Consider the following 20,317-nt stretch of genomic DNA (forward strand, 5'->3'; position numbering starts at 1 on the left):
GCGCGGCCGTCCTCACGCCGTCGCCGGCTTGAAGGTCAAGGCGACGCCATTGATGCAGTGTCGCAACCCGGTCGGCGGCGGACCGTCGTCGAAGACGTGGCCGAGATGGCCGCCGCAGCGGCGACAATGGACCTCGGTGCGGGTCATGCCCAACGACCTGTCCACCGTCTTGCCGATGGAATTCGGGATTTCCTGCCAGAAGCTCGGCCAGCCTGTGCCGGAATCGAACTTGGTCTCAGACGAATAGACCGGCAGGCCGCAGCCGGCGCAAGCGAAGATGCCTTTGCGGTGCTCGTTGAGCAGCGGACTGGTGCCCGGATATTCGGTGCCCTCCTTGCGCAGCACATTGAAGGCCGCGTCGGACAGGATGGCGCGCCACTCGGCCTCGGTCTTGGTAACCTCGAAAGTCTCGCCCGCGCGTGCATCCTGGGCTCCGCCCATGCGCAGCGCGGTGGCGCCTGCGACAACGCCAATGGCTGCCGCACCACTCAAAAGAAGCTCGCGACGGTTCATGGCCATTCCTCCTGTTACTGCTTGTGCCAAATTCGACCGCCACACGGAAATCAAAAGCCGGTGACGATCGCTGTCCTCAAAGCGGGACTCCGCGCCTATCCATCTTGCGTGAACGGCGCGGAGTGCGCAGGGAGGCCCCTAGCGATATCTTCGCCGGCAGCGTGCGTTTGTTACATCTTCGGCAGGAGAACCTTATCGACGACGTGGATGACGCCGTTGGACTGTTCGACATCGGCGATGGTCACATTGGCGACGTTGCCATTTTCGTCGGTCACGGTGACCTTGCCGCCGTCGGTCTTGAGCGACAGTTCGCAACCACCGACCGTCTTGACCTTGTGCGTGCCGCCGTCGTGCTTGACCATCTTGGCGACGTCGGCGGCCATCGCTTTGGCGCCGATGACATGGCAGGTCAGGATCTTGACCAGCTTGTCCTTGTTTTCAGGCTTGAGCAGCGTCTCCACCGTGCCGGCTGAAAGTGCCGCAAAGGCCTCGTTGGTCGGCGCGAACACGGTGAAGGGGCCGGCGCTTTGCAGCGTATCGACCAGGCCGCCTGCCTTGACGGCAGCGACCAGCGTCGTGTGGTCCTTCGAGTTGACAGCATTTTCGACGATGTTTTTCTGGGCATACATGGCGGCGCCGCCGACCATTGGATTTTGGGCATAGGCAATGGTGGCGAGCGCAGAAATGGCGCCCGTGCCAGCAAGCAAAAGGGTGGCGAATTTACGCATGAGTTCAATCTCCTCGGGTTATCATTCCCCTCATTCGGGAACGCAAGGAGATACGCGATAGAAAAATCCTGAGTTTCGTCCTCTCCGCAAAAAATCGTGCCACTGAAATTTTCCCGGCGCGGATCGACGACCACCAACAAGCTTTGCAGGCGTTTAAATCGCGGAAGATAGATTTTAAGGCCTGCTTCCGGAGATGAGAAGCGGTCAGATGCTCTTCAGATCGCCCGCTGCGACCACCGGTCCAGTCGGCTGGCCGGTCGGTGAACCGCCGGCAGGCTCGACGCTGACCGCAAGCACGGCGCCTTGCGCCAATTTCTCCTGGACGGCGGGCGGGATGGCCAAATGCGCGGTCGCACCGGCCGGGATGACGCCCATCGACACCGGCGCCTTCTTGCCTTCGATCATCCACAATTCAAAGTCCTTGCCGGCGGCCCGCTCGCCGGAAACGTGGGAAAGACCGACCTCGTGACGGGCGGCATCGTAGACAACGAGATATTTGACGTCGCTGCCTTCGGCCGCCAGCGAGGCGACAAGCCGCGTCTGCGGCGGTTCGGTGGGCGGGCGGAAGTACGGCACGGCGATGTAGATCGCCAGCGCCGCAATGGCGGCGGCGGCGAGACCGCGCCAGAAGCCAAGGCTCGACCAGAGGCCGGCGCGCGGCTCTGCAGCGAACAACCGGCGGTCCAATGCTTCCTTGACCCTGATCGGAGGCTCTGTCTCCGGATAGGCGGCGGTCATCGGCGAAAGATGCGCCTCCCAGCTATCGACAAGGCGCGCGAAGGCGGCGTCCGCATCGATGCGGCGCGACGCGATCTCGCGTTCATCGGCGGCTAGAACGCCAAGAACGTATTCGGCGGCGAACAGGTCGTCGCCCCCACGTTCCGGTCCATTGTCGTCAGCCAGCGTCATCTTTCCAGGCATTCTCTCAGTTTCAACAGGCTGCGGCGCAGCCAGGTCCGCATCGTGTTCAGCGGTACGCCATAGCGCTCCGCCAGCTCGGCATAGCTTTTGCCATCCAGATACGCGCCCCGGACGGCCGCCGCCCGGTTCCTCTCCAACTCCTCGAGACAATGGTAGATGCGTCCGGACTCACCGCCCGCCACGGCCATGGCCTCCGGCCCCGGCGCCGGATCGGCCACGTCGAGCGCGGCATCGATATAGGCGGCAGGTTCTCGCCGCGCTCTGATCCGATCGATCGCATGATTGCGCGCAATGGCCACCAGCCAGGAGATCGGGCTCAGATTCGAAACGGCGAAACGGTCCGCCTTCGTCCATATCTTGACGAAGATCTCTTGAAGCGCCTCTTCTGCATCTCCCCGATCCTTCAATACACGAAGGCAGACGCCGAAAAGTTTCGCGCTGGTCTGCCGGTAGAGCAGATCGAACGCAGCCCGGTCCTTCATCGAAGTCCGGACAATCAGGTTGCTGATGTCCTGCGGCGTCATCGGCCGCCAAATTAGGCGATTGCAATGTATTTGCAACGACTGAAATGGTCTTGCGCACCGGCAGCGCCAGCCTCGATTGCCAATGGAATCGCCTCCCGCTAGCTTGCCATGAGCGGGAGGGCGACCATGTCGATCGAGCGGGTTCTTTGGGAGCATGACGCAACCGGCCAGGCCGCGCTCGTGCACAAGGGAGAGATCACACCGCAAGATCTCGTCGATGCGGCGATCGCCCGGGCCGAGGCCACCCGGCCGGAGATCAATGCCATTGCCGAACCGCTTTTTGAGGCGGCGCGGGCGCGAGCGAAAACCGTCGACCACAAGCTGCCGCTAGCCGGAGTGCCCTTTGCGCTGAAGGACCTCGGCATCGCCATGAAGGGCGTGCCGACGCATGGCGGCAGCCGCATCCCAGCTTTCACCCCCGATTTCAACTCGATCATGACGGAACGCTATCTGGCCGCCGGCCTGATCCCGATCGCGACCAGCACCGCACCCGAACACGGACTGAGGCTGGTGACCGAGTCGGTGGCTTACGGCGTCACCCGCAATCCATGGGACACCGCGCACACGACCGGCGGTTCCTCGGGCGGTGCGGCGGCGCTGGTCGCGGCCGGCGTCGTGCCGGTGGCGCATGCCTCGGATGGCGGCGGCTCGATCAGGGTGCCTGCCGCTTGTACAGGGCTGGTCGGGCTGAAAACCTCGCGCGGCCGCGTGCCCTTGACGCCGCTCGTCACCGAAAGCTGGTACGGCTTCGTCGTCGACCATGCGTTGGCCCGCTCGGTGCGCGATACGGCGCTGCTGCTCGACCTGACCCACGGGCCCGACCCGCTGTCGCCCTACGCGGCACCGTCGCCGACCGGCAGTTTTGCTGCGGCGGCCGGGCGCGATCCGGGCAAGCTCAAGCTCGCCTTCTATCGAAAATCGCCGCTCGGCCTGCCGATATCGGAAGAGACGTTGAAAGCTCTGGATGCGGCGATCGCGCTGGCGCGCGAAGGCGGGCACAGCGTCGAGGAGATCGACCTGCCCTATATCGATCGCGATTTCATCGCCGATTTCTCCAGAACCGTCGCCGCGGCGGTGGCCGGTACGATGCGTGGCGAGGCCTTGCGCGTCGGCCGCTCCATCTCAGGCGACATCGAACGCGCCACGCGCGTGATGAGCCGGTTCGGTGAAATCCTCTCGGCCGGCGAAATCTACGCCGGCCTGCAGCGGCTGCACGCCGCCTCGCGACGGCTTATCACCGAAACCGCGCGCTATGATGCGGTGCTGATGCCTGTCATCGCGCACCCGCCGCTCGCCTGCGGCACCATGGACCCGAAAGGCGTCGACGAGTTCATCGAGAATGTCCTGGACAGACTGCGCCTCGCCGGCCTGCTGAAGTTCAAGCCGCTATTCGGCCAGCTGATGGACAAGAGCCTCTGGTTCACCCACTGGCCGGCGATCCAGAACGTCAGCGGGCAACCGTCGATCACGCTTCCGGTCTACGTCACCGATGCCGGCCTGCCGCTCGGCGTCCAGGCCGCCGGCCGCCCCGGCGACGAGGAAACGCTTTTGTCGTTCGCCGCGCAGATGGAAAAGATCTCGGGCTGGCTGGGACGGCGGGCGCCGCTGCAGGTGCCGGCATAGACCATGATCCCGAAAGGTGGGAACCGGTTTTCGGACAAGATCATGGTCAAACAAATAGTAGTACCGATTTGATCGATCATGACAGCAAAGCCGTTTGCCCCCTCGTCCAATTCCCGCTAAGACGCCGCCGTTCATGCCAAGCTGGGAACCACGCCGATGACGGATGTCGCCGCCACCGCCGAAATGCAGGCCGCGCTGCTTTCAAGGGCGCTGCCCTATATGCAACGCTACGAGAACAAGACGGTCGTGGTGAAATATGGCGGCCACGCGATGGGCGACATCGCGCTCGGCAAGGCTTTCGCCCGCGACATCGCACTTTTGAAACAATCCGGCGTCAACCCAATCGTCGTGCATGGTGGTGGGCCGCAGATCGGCGCCATGCTCAGCAAGATGGGCATCGAATCCAAATTCGAGGGCGGCTTGCGCGTCACCGACCAGAAGACGGTCGAGATTGTCGAGATGGTGCTGGCCGGGTCGATCAACAAGGAAATCGTCGCGCTGATCAATGCCGAGGGCGAGTGGGCGATCGGCCTGTGCGGCAAGGACGGCAACATGGTGTTCGCCGAAAAAGCGCGCAAGACCATGATCGATCCGGATTCCAACATCGAGCGGGTGCTCGACCTGGGCTTCGTTGGTGAGCCTGTCGAGGTCGACCGCACATTGCTCGACCTCCTGGCGCGGTCCGAAATGATCCCGGTGCTGGCGCCGGTAGCGCCCGGCCGCGACGGCCATACCTACAACATCAACGCCGACACTTTTGCCGGCGCCATCGCCGGCGCCTGCCAGGCGACGCGCCTGCTGTTCCTTACCGACGTGCCCGGCGTGCTCGACAAGGACAAGAAGCTGATCGACGAGCTGACCGTGGCCGAGGCCAAGGCCCTGATCAAGGACGGCACGGTCTCGGGCGGCATGATCCCCAAAGTCGAGACCTGCATCGAGGCAATCGAGCGCGGCGTCGCAGGCGTCGTCATCCTTAACGGCAAGACGCCGCATGCGGTGCTGCTCGAGCTGTTCACCGAACACGGCGCCGGCACGCTGATCGTGCCGTGAGGCCGGGTGTCTGAGGGGCTCAAGCGTTTGGCGAAATAGCGGTCACGGACTGACGCCGCAGGCGTTCGACAACCATCGATTCCTCTTGCTCGTCTTGCGGCGAGCCCCAGAATTCGGCGAGCGTCGGGCCATTTTTCAGGCGGCGGTCGCGGACCAGAAAGCCCCAGACTTCGCGGAACCAGACGCGGCGCCCCATTTTGGTGTACCAGCGCATCGAATGCCGTTGCTCCGTATCCTTGTGGAACAGGATACGCGCCAACGCCTTGGGCCGCGACTGCACCGCCAGTTCGATCAGCTTGACGGCGAAGAACAACATCCACGGCTTGAGGCGGGTCATCTGCAGCACCTGATGCTTGTAGTCCCACAGACGGGCATCCAGCTGGATCACCTTGCGGTCCCTGGCAATCCTGAAGAACGGCGTCCAGCGATGCGGCGTCAGATAGAGCGCCTGGATCTGGTCGGGGTCATAAGCGATCAGCTGGCGGAAGCCGCGCCAGAGGTCGCGCAAGCTTTCGTCCTCGAAACCGGCCACCCAGGTCGCCATCGACAAGATGCCGTTGAGGCGCAGCAGCCGTATCGCCTCGCGGTCGGATGAGGTGCTGCCGCCCTTGCGGATCAATGCAAGCGTCTGCTCGTCGGTATTTTCCATGCCAAGCAGCCAGCGAATGACGCCGGCCTGGCGATAGAGATGCAGGCTGTCGGCGTCGCGGACGATGTCGTCGGCGCGGGTGGAGCCGACGATCAGCACCGGCACATTCTCGGCGATCATCGCGTCGAGAAAGGCGCGCCAGGCTTTTTTGGACGACGTCGGGTTCTCGTCGGCAAGGTTGATCAGCTCGACGCCGTGCTCGCGGTATAGCCAGGCAATCTCCCGCGCGAATTTCATGGGGTCGCGGTGCCGCCAGCGCGTCCAGAAGCCGCGCTGGCCGCAATAGTTGCACAGATGCGGACAGCCTCGCGAGAACTGCATGACCACCGCGCGCTTGCCTCCCCAATAGCTGTAGCGACTGAAGTCGATCAGTTCCCAGCCGATGCGGTAGTCGTCTAGGTTGATGATCGTTCTTGCCGGCCGGGTTGCAAAGGGCTGGCGCAAATCGTCAGGAAAGGCGATGCCCGCCACATCCGACAGCGGCTTGCGTTTCTCAAGCGCTTCGACCAGCGCGACGATGGTCGCCTCGCCCTCGCCGCGCACGATAAAGTCGAAAACATTCGTTTCAGCCAGTATGTCGCGCCAATGATAGGTCGGAAACACGCCGCCATAGATCAGGATTGTCGCCGGCTGGATGTCCTTGACCATGCCGGCGATCAGCAGGGCTGTCGGATGCGCAGAGGTCGAGCCGGAATGGCCGATCAGAATGCAGTCGGGATGGTCGCTCAAGGCGTCCCGGACCAGCGTGGCAAGCGCCATCGGCCCGAATTCGGCGTCCACAAGCCGCACTTGATGTCCCGCGTCGATCAGCGGACCGCCCAGTGCCAGCAAACCGAGCGGCGGCAGATGGTCGTCCGGCACACGGCTGCCGATGGCGGTATGCGGCGGGTTGATCAGGACGATTTTCATGGCGGGCCTTATGCGATGGCGGTCCGCATGTCGTAGTCGGCGATCTAGTTCCGGAGATTGGCTCGCTTCAGCAATTTGTGTGCAGCTTTTCCGCAGAAATGCCTATCGTCTGAGATGTGCCAGCGGCACATGGCCGGGTCCCTTGATGTTCTGCAGCACAAGCTGCGTGTGGACGTCGCGCACGCCTTCGAGCCGCATCAGCCGGTGCATGACGAACGCATTGAGCTCGTCGACCGACGGCACCATGACATGCAGCAGGAAATCGTAGTCTCCAGTCATCGTCCAGCACGACGACACCTCGTCCATGCGCTGCACGGCGGCGATAAAGGTTTCGGGCGAGCCGTCGCTGTGGGTCACGAGGCGCACCTGGATGAACACTTCGACCATCAGACCGACGGCGCGGCGGCTGAGCACCGCGGCGAAGCCTTTTATGATGCCCGCCTGCTGAAGAGCCTCGAAGCGCCGCGCGCAAGGTGTCGTCGACAGGCCGATCTGCTGCGCCAATTCCGATACCGGCTTGCGCCCGTCGCGCTGCAGGATGTCGAGCATCTTGATCTCGAATTCGTCAAATTGAGGCATTTTCACTCTCCCAAAGCTCGATCGTGGAGTCTTTTACCTCCAACCCTGCATTTGAGCCACCATCAAAGCTGATTTGCCTCGCGCGATCCGGCTAGAATTTCCGGCAATTCGCTGGTCATGATTTCCAGGGAGAGCAAGCCATGACAATGAACGTTGCCGACTATGCCCGCGAATGCGCGGCGCGAGGCCTTCGCGGCGATTATTCCGTCTGCCGTGCCGATTTCACCGTGGCGCAGGGCTACAATTATAGCGACGAAGAACAGGCGGTGTGGCGCACGCTGTGCGACCGCCAGACGAAGCTGACCAGGAAGCTGGCCCACCACTCCTACCTCGACGGCGTCGCGGCACTCGGCCTTCTCGACAAGATCCCGGATTTCGGTGCGGTCAGCGAGAAGCTGCGCAAGTTCACCGGCTGGGAGATCGTCGCCGTGCCGGGGCTCATCCCCGCCCAGCCGTTCTTCGACCATCTCGCCAACCGCCGCTTCCCGGTCACCAACTGGCTGCGAACCCAAAAGGAGCTCGACTACATTGTCGAGCCCGACATGTTCCATGATTTCTTCGGTCACGTGCCGATCCTGACGCAGCCGGTCTTCGCCGACTTCATGCAGATGTATGGCAAGAAGGCCGATAGCGTGATTGCGCTCGGCGGCGACGAGATGATCACCAGGCTTTACTGGTACACCGTCGAATACGGCCTGATACGCGAGCCGGGCAAGCCGCTGAAGGCTTTCGGCGCCGGGCTGATGTCATCCTTCACAGAGCTTCAGTTCGCGGTCGAAGGCGGCGAGGCGCACCATGTTCCCTTCGACTTGGAAACCGTAATGCGCACCGGCTACGAGATCGACAAGTTCCAGCGTGCCTATTTCGTGCTGCCGTCGTTCGACGCCCTGCGTGATGCTTTCGAGACAGCCGATCTTGCGGCGATCGTGGCGCGCCGCAAAGGCGAGCCAGCGATCGACCCGGCGAGCCTATAGGCTGTCGGTTGTTTCCAACGCCTCGGCCTTCAGCCGGGCCAGCTGGTCGCGCTGAAGGTCGAGGTATGCCGTGACGAAGCGCAGGATCGTGCCGAGTTCAATGTCGGTGAATGTGGCGATCACCTTTTCCCCCTCCTGAGCGATCGCGCCATAATAGCGCGTCGATAGTTCTCGCGTGAGTTCCGTCGCCTCTATGACCACCTTGCGCCTGTCCTCGAGGCTGCGCGTTCGTGTCAGCAGGCCGCGCGCTTCCAGCCGGTCGATCAGCGCGGTGACCGCGGCCGGCGTCAACCCTGTTGCGGCCGCGACCTCGCCAGCCGATCGCGGGCCGCCATAGAGCAGCGCCAGGCAATGGCGTTCCGCCATGCTCAGCCCAAGCCTATCGCCCACTGCCTCGTCATAAGCCTGCGTCGCGTCCTGCCAGCCCATAATGGCAAGGCTGATAGCGGTCTTCATGTCTGCCCGATTCATGCTTGACGAATTTATTTCGATCATCTAACTATCAATCTGCCTAACATTATGGCTATTATAGTAATGTGCTACATCGGGCACAAGGCAAGGCCTATCGCAGCTTGCAAGGAGTGAAAAATGAATCAGACCCCGACGCGCGGCCCACTCGCACCGGCTGAGGAGTTCAAATACGCCAAGCTGGCGATGGAGTGGTATGGCTGGGGCTCTCCCATTGGCCTTGGCATCGCTCTGGTCGCGCTGGCGGCCGCCGCCCTGCTGTTCCGCATCGCCATACTCGGATTTTGACAGTCTGGCCACAGCACGGTTGAATGCAGACAGGGTGGAACTATCCCAGCGGAAGGCTCAGGGCCGAGCTCAGGCGGCTTCGGAAATATCGCGGTCGATGATCGACAGATTGCGGCCGCGATGCTTGGCCTCGTAAAGCCGCTGGTCGGCGGCGCGCATCAGCTCCGACACTGCGGCGTCCCTGCCGCAGGTGATGCCGCCAATACTGACTGTCAGCGGAACCGATCGTTCGTCGACCGGCCGGAAACGGATACGCTCGACCTCACGGCGGATGCGCTCAGCGACGCGCCTGGCCTCGTGTTCGGTGGCACCAATCAGAAGGGCGCAGAATTCCTCGCCGCCGATGCGCCCAAGCACGTCGCCGCTGCGCACGCCACGCTCTATCGCCTTTGCGATCAGGAGCAGCGCATCGTCGCCGATCAGATGGCCGTAGCTGTCGTTGATGGTCTTGAAATGGTCGGCATCGACGATCAGCAATGCCCCGCGATCGGATTTACGCTGAGAGCCGTCGAGGGCGGCAAAGAAACTTTCGCGGTTGAGCATGCCGGTCATGTCGTCGCGGCTCGCCTTGTCCGCCAGACGCCGGTGCGCGGCGGCGAGTCGGGCATGGGCGCGGGCGAGCTCGCGATGCGCGGTCTGCAACCTTTCGCCCTGCCAGAACGTATAGGCGCCGACGCCCCAGGCAAGCGCGAGCGGGCAGACGGTGGATGTCAGCCAGATGGTGCGATTGGTCGGAAACCCCATTGCCGGCACGACGATCAGCGTCAGCAAAAGCGAGACCGCTACAGAGGCGAAAGCGATGGCGGCAGACTTTAGAATTATGCGATTCATCGCTGGCTCCCACTGGTCCGTCTTGGTCCCAGCAAGCGCTGAATGTCACCTTTCGGCGATGCTTAAAATTTTAATCGTTTCGCCATTTTCACCATCCTTAGCGCGCATAGGTGGTGGATAAACCTCCTGTTAGAAAGATCGTTTCGTGCCATAAGGACGGTATGACCACACTTCCCGACCCCGCCCGCTTTGCCCATGTCACCGACTGGGTGTTCGATCTCGACAACACGCTTTATCCGCACCATTCGAATCTGTTCTCGCAGATCGATGTGAAGATGACCGCCTACGTCGGAGAATTGCTGACGCTGCCGCGCGAGGAAGCACGCAAGCTGCAAAAGGAGCTCTACCGTGAATACGGCACGACACTGAACGGATTGATGACGCGCCACGGCATCGACCCCGACGATTTTCTCGAGAAAGTGCACGACATCGATTATTCCTGGCTGGTGCCCGATCCCGTCCTCGGCACCGCCATTCGCCAGCTTCCCGGCCGTAAATTCATCTTCACCAATGGCGATCGCCGGCATGCCGAACGCACCGCGCGGCAGCTTGGCATTCTCGAGCATTTCGACGATATTTTCGATATCGTCGCAGCCGGACTGAACCCCAAGCCAGCGCGGCAATCCTATGAAAGATTTGCCGAGCTCCACGCCGTTACCGGGCAAAATGCGGTGATGTTCGAAGATCTCGCCCGCAACTTGTCGGTACCGAAATCGCTGGGCATGACCACGGTGCTGGTGGTGCCGCGCAATTTCGAGCCGACCTTCTCGGAAATTTGGGAACGCGACCCGGCCAACGAGGACGATGTGGACTTCGTCACCGACGATCTCGCCGGCTTTCTCACGGCAATCGTCGAAGTCCCTGCTTGAGGCAGCCGGCGCGCTTCAAGTCCTGCTTGCATGTCAAAGTTTATAGAAGCGGCTGACGATCCCCCAGGCCTCGTCGGCGGTCTCGACGAAATCGATGATATCCTGGTCGCCGGGAGTGATCGTGCCTTGCTCGGCGAGGAAATCGAGGTCGATTGCCCTTGCCCAGAAAGCCTTGCCGAACAGAATGACCGGCACGCGTTCCATGCGGCCGGTCTGGATCAGGGTCAGCGTTTCGAAGAACTCGTCCATCGTGCCGAAGCCGCCGGGAAATACCGCAACGGCCTTGGCACGCATGACGAAATGCATCTTGCGGACCGCGAAATAGTGGAAATTGAAGCAGAGTTCCGGCGTCACGTAGGCGTTTGGCGCCTGCTCGTGCGGCAGCACGATGTTGAGACCGATCGACGGCGCGCCAACATCGTCGGCGCCACGATTGCCGGCCTCCATGACGCCCGGCCCGCCGCCGGTCACCACGACGAATTCGCGATAGTACGAGCTGGCCGACTGCTGCGAGCAGAGGCGGGCGAATTTGCGCGCCTCCTCGTAATATTTGCTGTTTTGCTCGAGGTTTTTCTTCTGCGTCTCGTTCTTGGCCGCCCAGGCTTCGCCGCCGGGCTCGGGAATGCGGGCGCCGCCGAACAGGATGACGGTCGATTGGATGCCGCGCTCGGCCAGGATCATCTCCGGTTTCAGCAGTTCGAGCTGCAGCCTGACCGCGCGCAACTCGCGCCGCGTCATGAAATCGGGGTCGTTCCAGGCCAGCCGATATGTCTCCGCGCGCGTTTGCGGCGTGTCCGGCACGCTTCTCGACCGCTCCAGATCCTCGTCCGAATGCGGCAGCGGCGTCCATCCCGCCTTTTCCATGGGAGTCATATTTGCTTTACCCGTCCAATCATTCACTTGCGCCGTCCCGTGACGCTGCCGCGATTGACCCTCCCCAAGCCTTCACATAGGGTCCGCGCGACTTTCAAACAGGTTAAGGCGCCGGCCCTTAACAGCTTGGTAATGGAGCGAATTCATGTCGAAACACGATCTCGCGAGCCTCGAGGAGATCATCGAGAACGCCTTCGAGGAACGCGACACGATTTCGACCGCAACCCGCGGCGAGACGCGCGAGGCCATCCAATCGGCGCTCGACCTGCTCGACCGGGGCGTCGCCCGCGTCGCCGAGCGGCAGGCCGACGGCAAATGGCACGTCAACCAGTGGCTGAAAAAAGCGGTGCTGCTGTCCTTCCGGCTCAACCCGATGGAGATCATCAAGGGTGGTCCCGGTCAGGCGGTTTGGTGGGACAAGGTGCCCTCGAAGTTCGACGGCTGGAGCGCCGTCGATTTCGAGAAGGCCGGCTTCCGCGCCGTGCCGTCGTCGATCGTGCGCCGCTCCGCCTATGTCGCGCCCGGCGCCGTGCTGATGCCGTCCTTCATCAATGTCGGCGCCTATGTCGACAGCGGCACCATGGTCGACACCTGGGCTTCGGTCGGCTCCTGCGCCCAGATCGGCAAGAATGTGCATCTGTCGGGCGGTGTCGGCATCGGCGGTGTGCTGGAGCCGATGCAGGCGGGTCCCACCATCATCGAGGACAACTGTTTCATCGGCGCCCGTTCCGAAGTGGTCGAAGGCTGCATCGTGCGCGAGGGCTCGGTGCTCGGCATGGGCGTCTTCATCGGCCAGTCGACCAAGATCGTCGACCGCGCCACCGGCGAGATCTTCTACGGCGAGGTGCCGCCTAATTCCGTCGTCGTCGCCGGCTCGCTGCCGGGCAAGCCTTTTCCAAACAACGAGCCCGGCCCCAGCCTCTACTGCGCCGTCATCGTCAAGCGGGTCGACGCCAGGACCCGTTCCAAGACCTCGATCAACGAATTGCTGCGCGATTGATCTTTCTCAACGAATACGGACGGAATTCGCTTGCCTGATAGATCAGACCTCATCTGGCTTTTCTTCAAAGCTTCGGGCCGCGTCAGCCGCGCGGCCTATTTTCTTGGAGGATTGCTGGTGGCCATCATACAGGCCTTCCCGCTCTACCGTTTCACGCTGGTGCCGGAAGGCACCACCGAGAGCAACATGTGGTCGTTTATTTTCTTCATCGCCTTCATTGCCTCGCTTTGGTCGAACGTGGTGCTGGCGGTCAAGCGGTTGCACGACCTCGACAAGCCGGGCGTTGCGGCGCTGGTGCTTTTCGTGCCGGTTGTCTCGATCATCGCTTTCCTGGTGCTTTGCCTGTTTCCAGGGCAACCCGGCCCCAACCGCTACGGCAAGCGCACCAATGCCCCGGCTGAACCCTGAGCGCCGATCGGACATTTCGTCATGCGCTACCGCTCGCTTGATCCGAAACTGATCCTCGAAACCGCCGAACGGCTGGAAGGGCGCGTCGCCGAGCGCTTTCCCGATGCAGGCTTGCGCGGCGTCGCCGCCGAGCTGGTGTCGCTGTCGCGCGATCTGGCGAAAGCCGCCAAGGCGCTGGAGGCGCCGATCTGGTGGCTGCGCGGCCTCATCATCGCCGCCTTCGTCGCCGGAGCGCTGATGTTCCTGTTCGTCGGCACAATCCTGCCGCTCGGCCGCATCTCGGGAAACCACGATGCCTTCCAGTCGGTGCAAGGCATCGAAGCCTCCCTCAACATGATCATCCTCGCGGTGCTGGGCTTCCTGGCCCTGATTCGCTCCGAGGAGCGGATCAAGCGCAAGCGGGTGTTTCGCCAGCTCCACGGGTTGCGTTCGCTGATCCATGTCATCGACATGCACCAGCTGACCAAGGATCCGGCCGCACTTTCACCCAGTTTCAAGCCGACTGCCCATTCGCCAGCCCGCATCACCAACGCCGCCGACCTTGCCCGCTATCTCGACTACTGCTCCGAAATGCTGTCGATCACCGGCAAGATCGCCGCGCTGTTCGCGCAATCGGTGAATGACGCCGTGGTCATCGACGGCGTCAACGACATCGAGAACCTGGCTTCGAACCTCTCGCGAAAGATCTGGCAGAAGATCACGCTGATCGAAACCCCTCATGGGCAGCCGGCGCGTGCGGCGAAGACCGATCCCGAGCCGGGTCCGCCGCATCGGCCTGCAGTCCGCAGACGACCGGGGCCGGCAAGCTAAAACCGGCGACCCGGCGGTCGGATCCGCTAGAGCGGCAGAGCGGGGAGTTCCGAAAGCCGGTTTTGCGCCGGATGCTCTAAGCGAATGTTAATCACCCTGGCCCAGCATGCCGGCGAAGACTGTGTCGACCGGCACGGAGCGCTCGACTGGCAAGCGACCTATCCCTGATCACCAAGGAGCCGCGCAAAACGTGGAGCGCCGCCGCTCGCCTGTTTGCCTGGTTCTCTTCGCCAATGAAATTGGAACCGGAAGCTGTCCGCGCCCGGCTTCTCGACACCACCTTCGACCGCAAATTCGCAGTCCTGTTCGGCACCATCAGCGTTCTGTTGGTTGCGGTCAGCGCCGCTCTCGCCACCGGGGATTGGTGGCCCTACGCCTGGATTACCGCCGACCTGATGCTTTTCACCGTCCGCGTTCTGCTGATGCGGGAATGCGAACAGGCCCGCACGCGCGGCTCGAAAGGGCCGCTGGCGGGCCTGATGGCAGCCAGCGGCGTCTGGTCGGTCGTCTTCGGCCTAGGCTGCTATGGCTGTGTTGCCAGCGGGAATATGGCGCTTTCCGTACTTGCCGCCTTGAATGTCGCAGGCGTCGTCGGCGTGGTGTCGTCACGCAATGCGGCGACCCCGCGCTTCGCCATATTCGTCATGTTGGCCGTAAGCCTGCCTTACGTGGTCGGTGCATTGTTTTCTGCGGCGCCTGGAATGCCGATCGTCGGAATTCAAACGCCGTTCTATGTGGCCGGCGTCATCATCGTGCTGCTTCAGAACCACGCAATCAATGCCCGCATGATCCGCGCCGAACTGGACAATCGCGACCTGGCCATCAAGGACGCGCTGACCGGCCTGCCAAACCGCATCTTCCTGCAGGAGAAATTGCGCGACATGTGCCGCGAGCTTGCGGCGCCGGCCGCCAATGGCGGCAAGCCGTTTGCAGTGCTCAGCATGGATCTCGACGGTTTCAAACAGGTCAACGACCGTTTTGGCCATGCCGTCGGCGACGTGCTGCTGCGCAAGGTGGCCGAACGATTGAAGCGCGGCTTCCGTCCGGGGGACGTTGTCTTCCGCATTGGTGGCGATGAATTTGTCATCCTTTTGCCCGCAACCTCGGAGATCGAGGCCACCTACCTGGCAAAGCGGGCCATCGAAAAGGTCTCGGTGCCTTTCGACCTCGGGGTCGGTTCCGCCATCCATGTCGGCCTGAGCGTTGGCAGCGCCTTCGCACCCGCCGACGGCGGCGATCCGGAAATCCTGCTCACCTGTTCCGACCATGCGCTCTACGAAGCCAAGCGCACCGGCAAGGGCCGTTACTGGGCACCTGTGCGGGCTACCATCTGACGGCGACGGCTTCCGGCGACAGGCAGGGCGATCCGCTTCTCTCCTGCCCGGCCGGCCATGCCTTGCGTCGCGCCGCTCTTGACCGCTACTTGCAGCGCCTTCTCGATGCGCGGCCGCGCCAGCAGAACCATTTGTCGCCCGGCAAGTATCGGGCAGCCGCCGGCGTAGCAGCCGATACTGCCGGCACCGGCGATTACGATTGTCTTGCCATGCGTGATCATGCGATGGCCCTGCTCTGGTCGAGAGGCCTTGCCGCAATCATACGACATGAAAACCATCATGTCGGCGGCATGTCTGGCCCTTATGTCTGGCCGTGACAGTCCCTGCGCTTTCGACTATCGCTTTGCCCATGACGCTGCCTACCGATCCGACCAGAAATCTGGCTGCTCTCATCCGCTGCGCTTCCGTGACGCCCGCTGAAGCCGGTGCGCTGAGCGCGCTGGAAGAAATGTTGAAGCCGCTCGGCTTTGCCGTCGAGCGCCCGGTGTTTTCCGAATCCGGCACACCTGACATAGAGAACCTTTACGCGCGGCGTTCCGGCAACGGCCCGCATCTGATGTTTGCCGGCCATACCGATGTCGTGCCGGTGGGCGATGAAACAGCCTGGACGCACCCGCCCTTTGCCGCCGACATCGCCAATGGCGAGATGTTCGGCCGCGGCGCCGTCGACATGAAGGGCGGCATCGCTTGTTTCGTCGCGGCGGTAGCGCGACACATCGCGCAGAAGGGCGGCCCGAAGGGGTCGGTCTCGCTGCTGATAACCGGCGATGAGGAAGGTCCGGCGATCAACGGCACGACGAAACTGCTTGAATGGGCGGCCGCCAAAGGCGAGAAATGGCATGCTGCGATCGTCGGCGAGCCGACCAATCCCGACGCGCTCGGCGATATGATCAAGATCGGCCGGCGCGGCTCGCTATCGGGCACGGTCGTCGTCAACGGCCGTCAGGGCCACGCCGCCTATCCGCAGCTGGCCGACAACCCGGTGCGCGGCCTGGTGACGCTGGTCGACGCCTTGCTTCACCCCGTCTTCGACAACGGAACAAGGGATTTCCAGCCGACCAATCTTGAGGTGACCTCCATCGATGTCGGTAATCCTGCCACCAACGTCATCCCGGCGAAGGCGGCGGCTACCTTCAATATTCGCTTCAACGACACATGGACCGCCGAGACGATCCAGGCCGAGATCCATAACCGCCTCGACCGGGCGGCGAAACGCAAGAAATACCGCGCCGGCAGGACGACGCCCGTCGACTACGAGATCGCTTGGCGCGACGGACCGAGCCACGTTTTTCTGACACGCGACGACAGGTTGATCGAGACGCTTGGCGGCTCGATCAAGGCGGTGACCGGCAGGAAGCCTGCGCTCTCCACCTCCGGCGGCACCTCCGATGCCCGCTTCATCAAGGATTATTGTCCGGTGGTCGAATTCGGCCTTGTCGGCAAGACCATGCACATGGTCGACGAACGCGTGGCGATTGCCGACCTCGAGACGCTGACGCAGATTTATCTGCGCTTCGTTGAAGACTGGTTTGCGCAGGACATATCCTAGTGATGCTTTCAGCGGATGAAACCTACGCTTCGCTTGCCGGTGCCTGGCGGCTGATGCTCGGCAAGGCCGACGGATTTCGCCTGCTCGACCTTTCGGCGGACGGATTCTGGAACTCCTTTTTTGCCATCGTCGTCGCGGCGCCGGCACTGATCGTCGGCTGGGTCGGTATTGCCAACGAGATCGGCGACCCCAACGCATTCGTCGGCCGTTTCAGCATGTTGATCCGCCTGGCCACCGTCGATATCGGCGCCTGGGTGCTGCCGCTCATAGGCCTCGCCTTGGTGGCGCCGCGGGTCGGCGTTGGCGGCCGTTTCGTCCATTATGTCGTGGCCAGCAACTGGGCCTCGGCGATCATCGCCTGGATGATGCTGCCATCGGCGTTGATCCGGCTTTTCCTGACGTCGGCCAACGAAGTCTCCGGACTCGTGTCGCTGCTGTTGTTCGCGCTGTCGATGGTCTTGACCTGGCGGATGACCAACGTTGCGATCGGCAGGGGTGCGGCGGTCGGCAGCGCCGTTTTTGCCGGCATGTTCGTGGCGTCGCTGATCGTCCTGTTCGGATTGCAGGCGCTGCTCGGGATCAGCGTTCCGGATCAGCCAGGCGTCGGATAATCGACGCCGACGAGAAACAGCCCGTCGGGCGGCGCCACCTGACCGCAGGCCGCACGGTCGCGCGCCTCAAGCGCCGCCTTGAGGTCGGCAACAGTCCAGCCGCCTTCGCCGACGCGTTTGAGCGAGCCGACCATAGAGCGCACCTGGTTGTGCAGGAATGAGCGCGCCGAAGCGCGGACCTCAATGAAATCGCCCGCCCGGCTGACATCCAGCCGGTCGAGTGTGCGGACCGGGCTGGAGGCTTGGCACTGGGTCGAGCGGAAGGTGGTGAAATCATGCCGGCCAAGCAGCACCTTTGCCGCTTCGTGCATGGCCCCGGCATCGAGCTGCTTCGGTACCCACCAGATCTTGCCCTTGTCGAGCGCCGCCGGCGCGCGGCGATTGACGATGCGGTAGAGGTAATGGCGGCCGATCGCCGAGAAACGCGCATCGAAACCATCCGGCACGGAGGCGGCCTTCAGGATGGCGATGCGCACCTTGGCCGCCTGCAGATGCGCGTTGACGGCGTCGCGCACCTTGTCGCCGGGCCATGCCTTGATCAGATCGACATGCGCCACCTGAGCGGTCGCATGGACGCCGGCATCGGTGCGGCCGGCGGCGCGCAGCGAAACCTGCTCGCCACAGAACTTCTCGATCGCCTGCTCGATCGCCTGCTGCACCGAAGGCTGGTTGGCCTGGCGCTGCCAGCCGGCGAAGAGACTGCCGTCATATTCGATGTCGAGGCGAAAACGCGGCATTCCCGGATCGAAGCGAAATCAGGCGGCGAGGGCTGAGCCGAAGGCCGAGGCGTAGACCAGCCTGCCGGTCTCCGGCGCCTCGCCCCAGGCAAGCGCCTGCAAAGCCTCGCTTTGGTACTCGCTCTCGAACTTCGCTGCACGGGCGCGGCTGTAACCGAAACGTCCATAGTAAGCGGGATCGCCGAGCACCACGGCGAGCGTCTCGCCAGCAGCCTTCAGGCGGATATGCGCCTCGCGGACCAGCGCACCGCCGATGCCGGTGCCGTGGAACGACGGCTCGACCGCCAAAGGAGCCAAAGCCACCGCCGGGAAGCTCTTGCCGCCATTCTGCACGAAAAGCCGTGAAAACAGGATATGCCCGACCACTTGCCCGTCTTCGTCCGCCACCAGTTCGACGACGGCATCACCGCCGGTGACCAGCGCGTCGACCAGTCCGGCCTCCGTCTGCTGGCCGAATGCGTGTTCTTCGACAAGGCGGATCGCCTCGCGGTCCCGCGGCGTCGCCGCGCGTATGGACATCATGCTCATGACAATTTCATTCCTTTTTCGAGCTTGGCCCCGCGCAGAAACTCCTGCGCGGCTATGGGCCTTGCGCCCGCACGTTGAACTTCGACCAGCCTGATCGCGCCTGACCCGCAGGCGACCGTCAGCCGGTCATCGAGAATTCCTCCCGGTTCGCCGGCGCCTTGCGAGAGCGTCGAGCGAAGCAGTTTCAGCCGTTCTACGCGGCCGCCGATTTCGGCCTCGCACCATGCACCGGGAAAGGGCGACAGGCCGCGAATCTGGTTGTGCACGTCGCCAGCAGGTCGCAGCCAGGCTATGCGAGTCTCCGATTTATCGATTTTCTTGGCGTAGGTCACCCCCACCTCCGCCTGTGTGGTAAATGTCAGCGTATTTCGCTCCAGCCGCTCCAGCGCTTGCACCATCAGCGCAGCACCGAGAGCCATCAGCCGGTCGTGCAGATCGCCGGCCGTCATGTCGGGTCCAATGGGACATTTTTCAACCATTGCCACCGGCCCGGTGTCGAGGCCTTCCTCCATCCGCATCACCATCATGCCCGTTTCGGTGTCGCCGGCCATGATGGCGCGCTGGATAGGGGCAGCGCCGCGCCAGCGCGGCAACAACGATGCGTGGCCGTTGAGGCAACCGAGCCGCGGCGCCTCGAGAATGGGTTTGGGCAGAAGCAATCCGTAGGCGACGACCACGGCGACGTCGGCGTGCAAGGCGCGGAACGCCTCCTGCTCCGCCTCGCCCTTCAGCGACACCGGCGTCCGCACCTCGACGCCCAACTGATCCGCCTCGCGCTGCACCGGCGACGGCGTCAGCTCGAGCCCGCGCCGGCCGCCGGCGCGCGGCGGCTGCGTATAGACGGCGGTCAACCCGTGCCCGGCCCCGGCAATCGCCCGCAGCGTCGGCACGGAGAATTCGGGCGTACCCATGAAGATGACACGCAGGGGCATTCGTCGACCCCTATCCCACCATCTTGCCCGGCGCCTTGTCCCTGGCGAGCTTTTTGAACTTCTTGACCACCATGTCGCGCTTCAGTTTTGAGATGTGGTCGATGAACAGCACGCCGTTGAGATGGTCGATCTCGTGCTGCAGGCAGGTCGCCATCAGCCCCTCGGCCTCGATCTCCTGCAGCTTGCCGTCGCGATCGAGATATTTCACCCGCACCGCGGCGGGGCGCTCGACTTCGGCATAGTAATCGGGGATCGACAGGCAGCCTTCCTCATAGACCGAACGCTGGTCGGAGCTTTCAAGGATTTCGGGATTGATGAAGACGTGCGGCGCCGGCGTCTCGTCCTCCTTGGCGAGGTCGATCACCAGCATGCGCAAGGGTTCGCCGACCTGGATCGCTGCGAGGCCGATGCCGGGCGCGTCATACATGGTGTCCAGCATGTCGCCGGCCAGTTTGCGCAAATCGCCGTCGACACGCTCGACCGGTTTTGAAACCTGGCGCAGGACGGGATCGGGGAGGATGATAAGCGGCTTGATCGACATGGCGTCTCACCTAAGACCTCGCAGGAAAAGCGTCAACCGGGACGGCTTCGGGTCGTTCACGTTTTGAT

Annotated in this window: 25 protein-coding genes; 11 read left to right on the forward strand and 14 right to left on the reverse strand. The window is 63.0% G+C overall.

Annotated elements, in window-relative coordinates:
- Positions 1-12: 12 nt before the first annotated feature.
- The 4 genes from msrB to NKJ35_RS14130 form a co-directional block, all read right to left on the reverse strand.
- A complete protein-coding gene (gene msrB, locus NKJ35_RS14115; protein WP_254815891.1) occupies positions 13-513 on the reverse strand; it encodes a peptide-methionine (R)-S-oxide reductase MsrB in 501 nt (166 codons plus the stop codon).
- Between the two features lie 170 nt (positions 514-683).
- Positions 684-1,241: a fasciclin domain-containing protein gene (locus NKJ35_RS14120; protein ID WP_352647798.1), complete on the reverse strand. Its 558-nt coding sequence runs from the start codon at positions 1,239-1,241 to the stop codon at positions 684-686.
- 204 nt (positions 1,242-1,445) lie between these two features.
- Positions 1,446-2,150 carry an anti-sigma factor gene (locus tag NKJ35_RS14125; protein ID WP_352648011.1) on the reverse strand — a complete coding sequence of 235 codons (705 nt, stop codon included), beginning with the start codon at positions 2,148-2,150 and terminating at the stop codon, positions 1,446-1,448.
- Positions 2,147-2,686, reverse strand: a complete 540-nt coding sequence (locus tag NKJ35_RS14130; RefSeq protein WP_352647800.1) for a sigma-70 family RNA polymerase sigma factor — start codon at positions 2,684-2,686, stop codon at positions 2,147-2,149. The genes NKJ35_RS14125 and NKJ35_RS14130 overlap by 4 nt, the downstream gene beginning before the upstream one ends.
- Positions 2,687-2,812: 126 nt before the next feature.
- Here NKJ35_RS14130 and NKJ35_RS14135 point away from each other — a divergent pair, with 126 nt between their 5' ends.
- The gene (locus tag NKJ35_RS14135) at positions 2,813-4,309 is read left to right on the forward strand and encodes an amidase (protein ID WP_352647802.1); all 1,497 of its coding nucleotides are present in this window, start codon (positions 2,813-2,815) and stop codon (positions 4,307-4,309) included.
- Between the two features lie 156 nt (positions 4,310-4,465).
- Positions 4,466-5,359 carry an acetylglutamate kinase gene (argB, locus tag NKJ35_RS14140; RefSeq protein WP_023677482.1) on the forward strand — a complete coding sequence of 298 codons (894 nt, stop codon included), beginning with the start codon at positions 4,466-4,468 and terminating at the stop codon, positions 5,357-5,359.
- Positions 5,360-5,378: 19 nt separating this feature from the next.
- Here argB and bchE read toward each other — a convergent pair whose 3' ends face one another.
- Together bchE and NKJ35_RS14150 are read right to left on the reverse strand one after the other, a co-directional pair.
- The gene (gene bchE, locus NKJ35_RS14145) at positions 5,379-6,917 is read right to left on the reverse strand and encodes a magnesium-protoporphyrin IX monomethyl ester anaerobic oxidative cyclase (RefSeq protein WP_352647804.1); all 1,539 of its coding nucleotides are present in this window, start codon (positions 6,915-6,917) and stop codon (positions 5,379-5,381) included.
- Positions 6,918-7,019: 102 nt separating this feature from the next.
- Positions 7,020-7,496: an Lrp/AsnC family transcriptional regulator gene (locus tag NKJ35_RS14150; protein ID WP_352506020.1), complete on the reverse strand. Its 477-nt coding sequence runs from the start codon at positions 7,494-7,496 to the stop codon at positions 7,020-7,022.
- A gap of 140 nt (positions 7,497-7,636) precedes the next feature.
- Between NKJ35_RS14150 and phhA the strand changes: the two genes are divergently transcribed.
- Positions 7,637-8,470, forward strand: coding sequence for a phenylalanine 4-monooxygenase (gene phhA, locus NKJ35_RS14155; protein ID WP_352647806.1), 834 nt, complete (start codon positions 7,637-7,639; stop codon positions 8,468-8,470).
- Here the strand turns inward: phhA and NKJ35_RS14160 are convergent.
- Positions 8,465-8,965: a MarR family winged helix-turn-helix transcriptional regulator gene (locus tag NKJ35_RS14160; RefSeq protein ID WP_352647808.1), complete on the reverse strand. Its 501-nt coding sequence runs from the start codon at positions 8,963-8,965 to the stop codon at positions 8,465-8,467. The genes phhA and NKJ35_RS14160 overlap by 6 nt on opposite strands.
- Before the next feature lie 93 nt (positions 8,966-9,058).
- Here NKJ35_RS14160 and NKJ35_RS14165 point away from each other — a divergent pair, with 93 nt between their 5' ends.
- Entirely contained in the window at positions 9,059-9,226 is a 168-nt protein-coding gene (locus NKJ35_RS14165; protein ID WP_254815884.1) for a hypothetical protein, read from the forward strand.
- Between the two features lie 69 nt (positions 9,227-9,295).
- Here NKJ35_RS14165 and NKJ35_RS14170 read toward each other — a convergent pair whose 3' ends face one another.
- Positions 9,296-10,057 (reverse strand): GGDEF domain-containing protein, encoded by a 762-nt coding sequence (locus NKJ35_RS14170; RefSeq protein WP_352647811.1) that lies wholly within the window; start codon positions 10,055-10,057, stop codon positions 9,296-9,298.
- A gap of 161 nt (positions 10,058-10,218) precedes the next feature.
- On the opposite strand from NKJ35_RS14170, the gene NKJ35_RS14175 reads away from it, so the two are divergent.
- Positions 10,219-10,926 carry a pyrimidine 5'-nucleotidase gene (locus NKJ35_RS14175; protein WP_352477037.1) on the forward strand — a complete coding sequence of 236 codons (708 nt, stop codon included), beginning with the start codon at positions 10,219-10,221 and terminating at the stop codon, positions 10,924-10,926.
- A gap of 33 nt (positions 10,927-10,959) precedes the next feature.
- Here NKJ35_RS14175 and NKJ35_RS14180 read toward each other — a convergent pair whose 3' ends face one another.
- On the reverse strand, positions 10,960-11,799 hold the full coding sequence (locus tag NKJ35_RS14180; protein WP_254815881.1) for an LOG family protein: 840 nt from the start codon (positions 11,797-11,799) through the stop codon (positions 10,960-10,962).
- A 145-nt stretch (positions 11,800-11,944) separates the two neighbouring features.
- Here NKJ35_RS14180 and dapD point away from each other — a divergent pair, with 145 nt between their 5' ends.
- The 4 genes from dapD (at position 11,945) to NKJ35_RS14200 (ending at position 15,351) form a co-directional block, all read left to right on the forward strand.
- Entirely contained in the window at positions 11,945-12,799 is an 855-nt protein-coding gene (dapD, locus tag NKJ35_RS14185) for a 2,3,4,5-tetrahydropyridine-2,6-dicarboxylate N-succinyltransferase (RefSeq protein ID WP_352647814.1), read from the forward strand.
- Between the two features lie 30 nt (positions 12,800-12,829).
- Positions 12,830-13,207: a DUF805 domain-containing protein gene (locus tag NKJ35_RS14190; RefSeq protein WP_352455974.1), complete on the forward strand. Its 378-nt coding sequence runs from the start codon at positions 12,830-12,832 to the stop codon at positions 13,205-13,207.
- 21 nt (positions 13,208-13,228) lie between these two features.
- Entirely contained in the window at positions 13,229-14,017 is a 789-nt protein-coding gene (locus NKJ35_RS14195; RefSeq protein ID WP_254815878.1) for a hypothetical protein, read from the forward strand.
- Positions 14,018-14,250: 233 nt separating this feature from the next.
- Positions 14,251-15,351 carry a GGDEF domain-containing protein gene (locus NKJ35_RS14200; RefSeq protein ID WP_352647816.1) on the forward strand — a complete coding sequence of 367 codons (1,101 nt, stop codon included), beginning with the start codon at positions 14,251-14,253 and terminating at the stop codon, positions 15,349-15,351.
- Here the strand turns inward: NKJ35_RS14200 and NKJ35_RS14205 are convergent.
- Positions 15,321-15,572, reverse strand: coding sequence for a hypothetical protein (locus NKJ35_RS14205; RefSeq protein ID WP_352647817.1), 252 nt, complete (start codon positions 15,570-15,572; stop codon positions 15,321-15,323). The genes NKJ35_RS14200 and NKJ35_RS14205 overlap by 31 nt on opposite strands.
- A gap of 128 nt (positions 15,573-15,700) precedes the next feature.
- Between NKJ35_RS14205 and dapE the strand changes: the two genes are divergently transcribed.
- Both dapE and NKJ35_RS14215 read left to right on the forward strand, forming a co-directional pair.
- Positions 15,701-16,900: a succinyl-diaminopimelate desuccinylase gene (dapE, locus tag NKJ35_RS14210; protein ID WP_352647819.1), complete on the forward strand. Its 1,200-nt coding sequence runs from the start codon at positions 15,701-15,703 to the stop codon at positions 16,898-16,900.
- A gap of 2 nt (positions 16,901-16,902) precedes the next feature.
- Complete coding sequence (locus tag NKJ35_RS14215; protein ID WP_254815875.1) at positions 16,903-17,511, forward strand: transporter; 609 nt, start codon at positions 16,903-16,905, stop codon at positions 17,509-17,511.
- On the opposite strand, the gene truA is transcribed toward NKJ35_RS14215, so the two are convergent.
- Genes truA through def form a run of 4 tightly spaced genes read right to left on the reverse strand, consistent with a single transcriptional unit; the run spans position 17,493 to position 20,249 of the window.
- On the reverse strand, positions 17,493-18,248 hold the full coding sequence (gene truA, locus NKJ35_RS14220) for a tRNA pseudouridine(38-40) synthase TruA (protein WP_352477029.1): 756 nt from the start codon (positions 18,246-18,248) through the stop codon (positions 17,493-17,495). The genes NKJ35_RS14215 and truA overlap by 19 nt on opposite strands.
- 18 nt (positions 18,249-18,266) lie before the next feature.
- Positions 18,267-18,776, reverse strand: a complete 510-nt coding sequence (locus NKJ35_RS14225) for a GNAT family N-acetyltransferase (RefSeq protein WP_254815873.1) — start codon at positions 18,774-18,776, stop codon at positions 18,267-18,269.
- Positions 18,773-19,702: a methionyl-tRNA formyltransferase gene (fmt, locus tag NKJ35_RS14230; RefSeq protein ID WP_352477102.1), complete on the reverse strand. Its 930-nt coding sequence runs from the start codon at positions 19,700-19,702 to the stop codon at positions 18,773-18,775. Before fmt ends, NKJ35_RS14225 begins: the two co-directional genes overlap by 4 nt.
- Positions 19,703-19,718: 16 nt before the next feature.
- Positions 19,719-20,249, reverse strand: a complete 531-nt coding sequence (gene def, locus NKJ35_RS14235) for a peptide deformylase (RefSeq protein ID WP_352477028.1) — start codon at positions 20,247-20,249, stop codon at positions 19,719-19,721.
- Between the last annotated feature and the right edge of the window lie 68 nt (positions 20,250-20,317).

Source organism: Mesorhizobium sp. M0136 (assembly GCF_040322515.1).
Lineage (GTDB): Bacteria > Pseudomonadota > Alphaproteobacteria > Rhizobiales > Rhizobiaceae > Mesorhizobium.

Bases quoted from the DNA above. Each gene is read 5' to 3' on its own strand.
- NKJ35_RS14170 (WP_352647811.1), bottom strand. From the start codon at position 10,057: ATGAATCGCATAATTCTAAAGTCTGCCGCCATCGCTTTCGCCTCTGTA.
- dapD (WP_352647814.1), top strand. From the start codon at position 11,945: ATGTCGAAACACGATCTCGCGAGCCTCGAGGAGATCATCGAGAACGCC.
- NKJ35_RS14130 (WP_352647800.1), bottom strand. From the start codon at position 2,686: ATGACGCCGCAGGACATCAGCAACCTGATTGTCCGGACTTCGATGAAG.
- phhA (WP_352647806.1), top strand. From the start codon at position 7,637: ATGACAATGAACGTTGCCGACTATGCCCGCGAATGCGCGGCGCGAGGC.
- NKJ35_RS14225 (WP_254815873.1), bottom strand. From the start codon at position 18,776: ATGAGCATGATGTCCATACGCGCGGCGACGCCGCGGGACCGCGAGGCG.
- truA (WP_352477029.1), bottom strand. From the start codon at position 18,248: ATGCCGCGTTTTCGCCTCGACATCGAATATGACGGCAGTCTCTTCGCC.
- NKJ35_RS14200 (WP_352647816.1), top strand. From the start codon at position 14,251: ATGAAATTGGAACCGGAAGCTGTCCGCGCCCGGCTTCTCGACACCACC.
- bchE (WP_352647804.1), bottom strand. From the start codon at position 6,917: ATGAAAATCGTCCTGATCAACCCGCCGCATACCGCCATCGGCAGCCGT.
- NKJ35_RS14195 (WP_254815878.1), top strand. From the start codon at position 13,229: ATGCGCTACCGCTCGCTTGATCCGAAACTGATCCTCGAAACCGCCGAA.
- msrB (WP_254815891.1), bottom strand. From the start codon at position 513: ATGAACCGTCGCGAGCTTCTTTTGAGTGGTGCGGCAGCCATTGGCGTT.
- NKJ35_RS14165 (WP_254815884.1), top strand. From the start codon at position 9,059: ATGAATCAGACCCCGACGCGCGGCCCACTCGCACCGGCTGAGGAGTTC.
- NKJ35_RS14120 (WP_352647798.1), bottom strand. From the start codon at position 1,241: ATGCGTAAATTCGCCACCCTTTTGCTTGCTGGCACGGGCGCCATTTCT.
- NKJ35_RS14215 (WP_254815875.1), top strand. From the start codon at position 16,903: ATGCTTTCAGCGGATGAAACCTACGCTTCGCTTGCCGGTGCCTGGCGG.
- NKJ35_RS14160 (WP_352647808.1), bottom strand. From the start codon at position 8,965: ATGATCGAAATAAATTCGTCAAGCATGAATCGGGCAGACATGAAGACC.
- NKJ35_RS14205 (WP_352647817.1), bottom strand. From the start codon at position 15,572: ATGATCACGCATGGCAAGACAATCGTAATCGCCGGTGCCGGCAGTATC.
- NKJ35_RS14180 (WP_254815881.1), bottom strand. From the start codon at position 11,799: ATGACTCCCATGGAAAAGGCGGGATGGACGCCGCTGCCGCATTCGGAC.
- NKJ35_RS14175 (WP_352477037.1), top strand. From the start codon at position 10,219: ATGACCACACTTCCCGACCCCGCCCGCTTTGCCCATGTCACCGACTGG.
- def (WP_352477028.1), bottom strand. From the start codon at position 20,249: ATGTCGATCAAGCCGCTTATCATCCTCCCCGATCCCGTCCTGCGCCAG.
- NKJ35_RS14135 (WP_352647802.1), top strand. From the start codon at position 2,813: ATGTCGATCGAGCGGGTTCTTTGGGAGCATGACGCAACCGGCCAGGCC.
- NKJ35_RS14125 (WP_352648011.1), bottom strand. From the start codon at position 2,150: ATGACGCTGGCTGACGACAATGGACCGGAACGTGGGGGCGACGACCTG.
- NKJ35_RS14150 (WP_352506020.1), bottom strand. From the start codon at position 7,496: ATGCCTCAATTTGACGAATTCGAGATCAAGATGCTCGACATCCTGCAG.
- argB (WP_023677482.1), top strand. From the start codon at position 4,466: ATGACGGATGTCGCCGCCACCGCCGAAATGCAGGCCGCGCTGCTTTCA.
- dapE (WP_352647819.1), top strand. From the start codon at position 15,701: ATGACGCTGCCTACCGATCCGACCAGAAATCTGGCTGCTCTCATCCGC.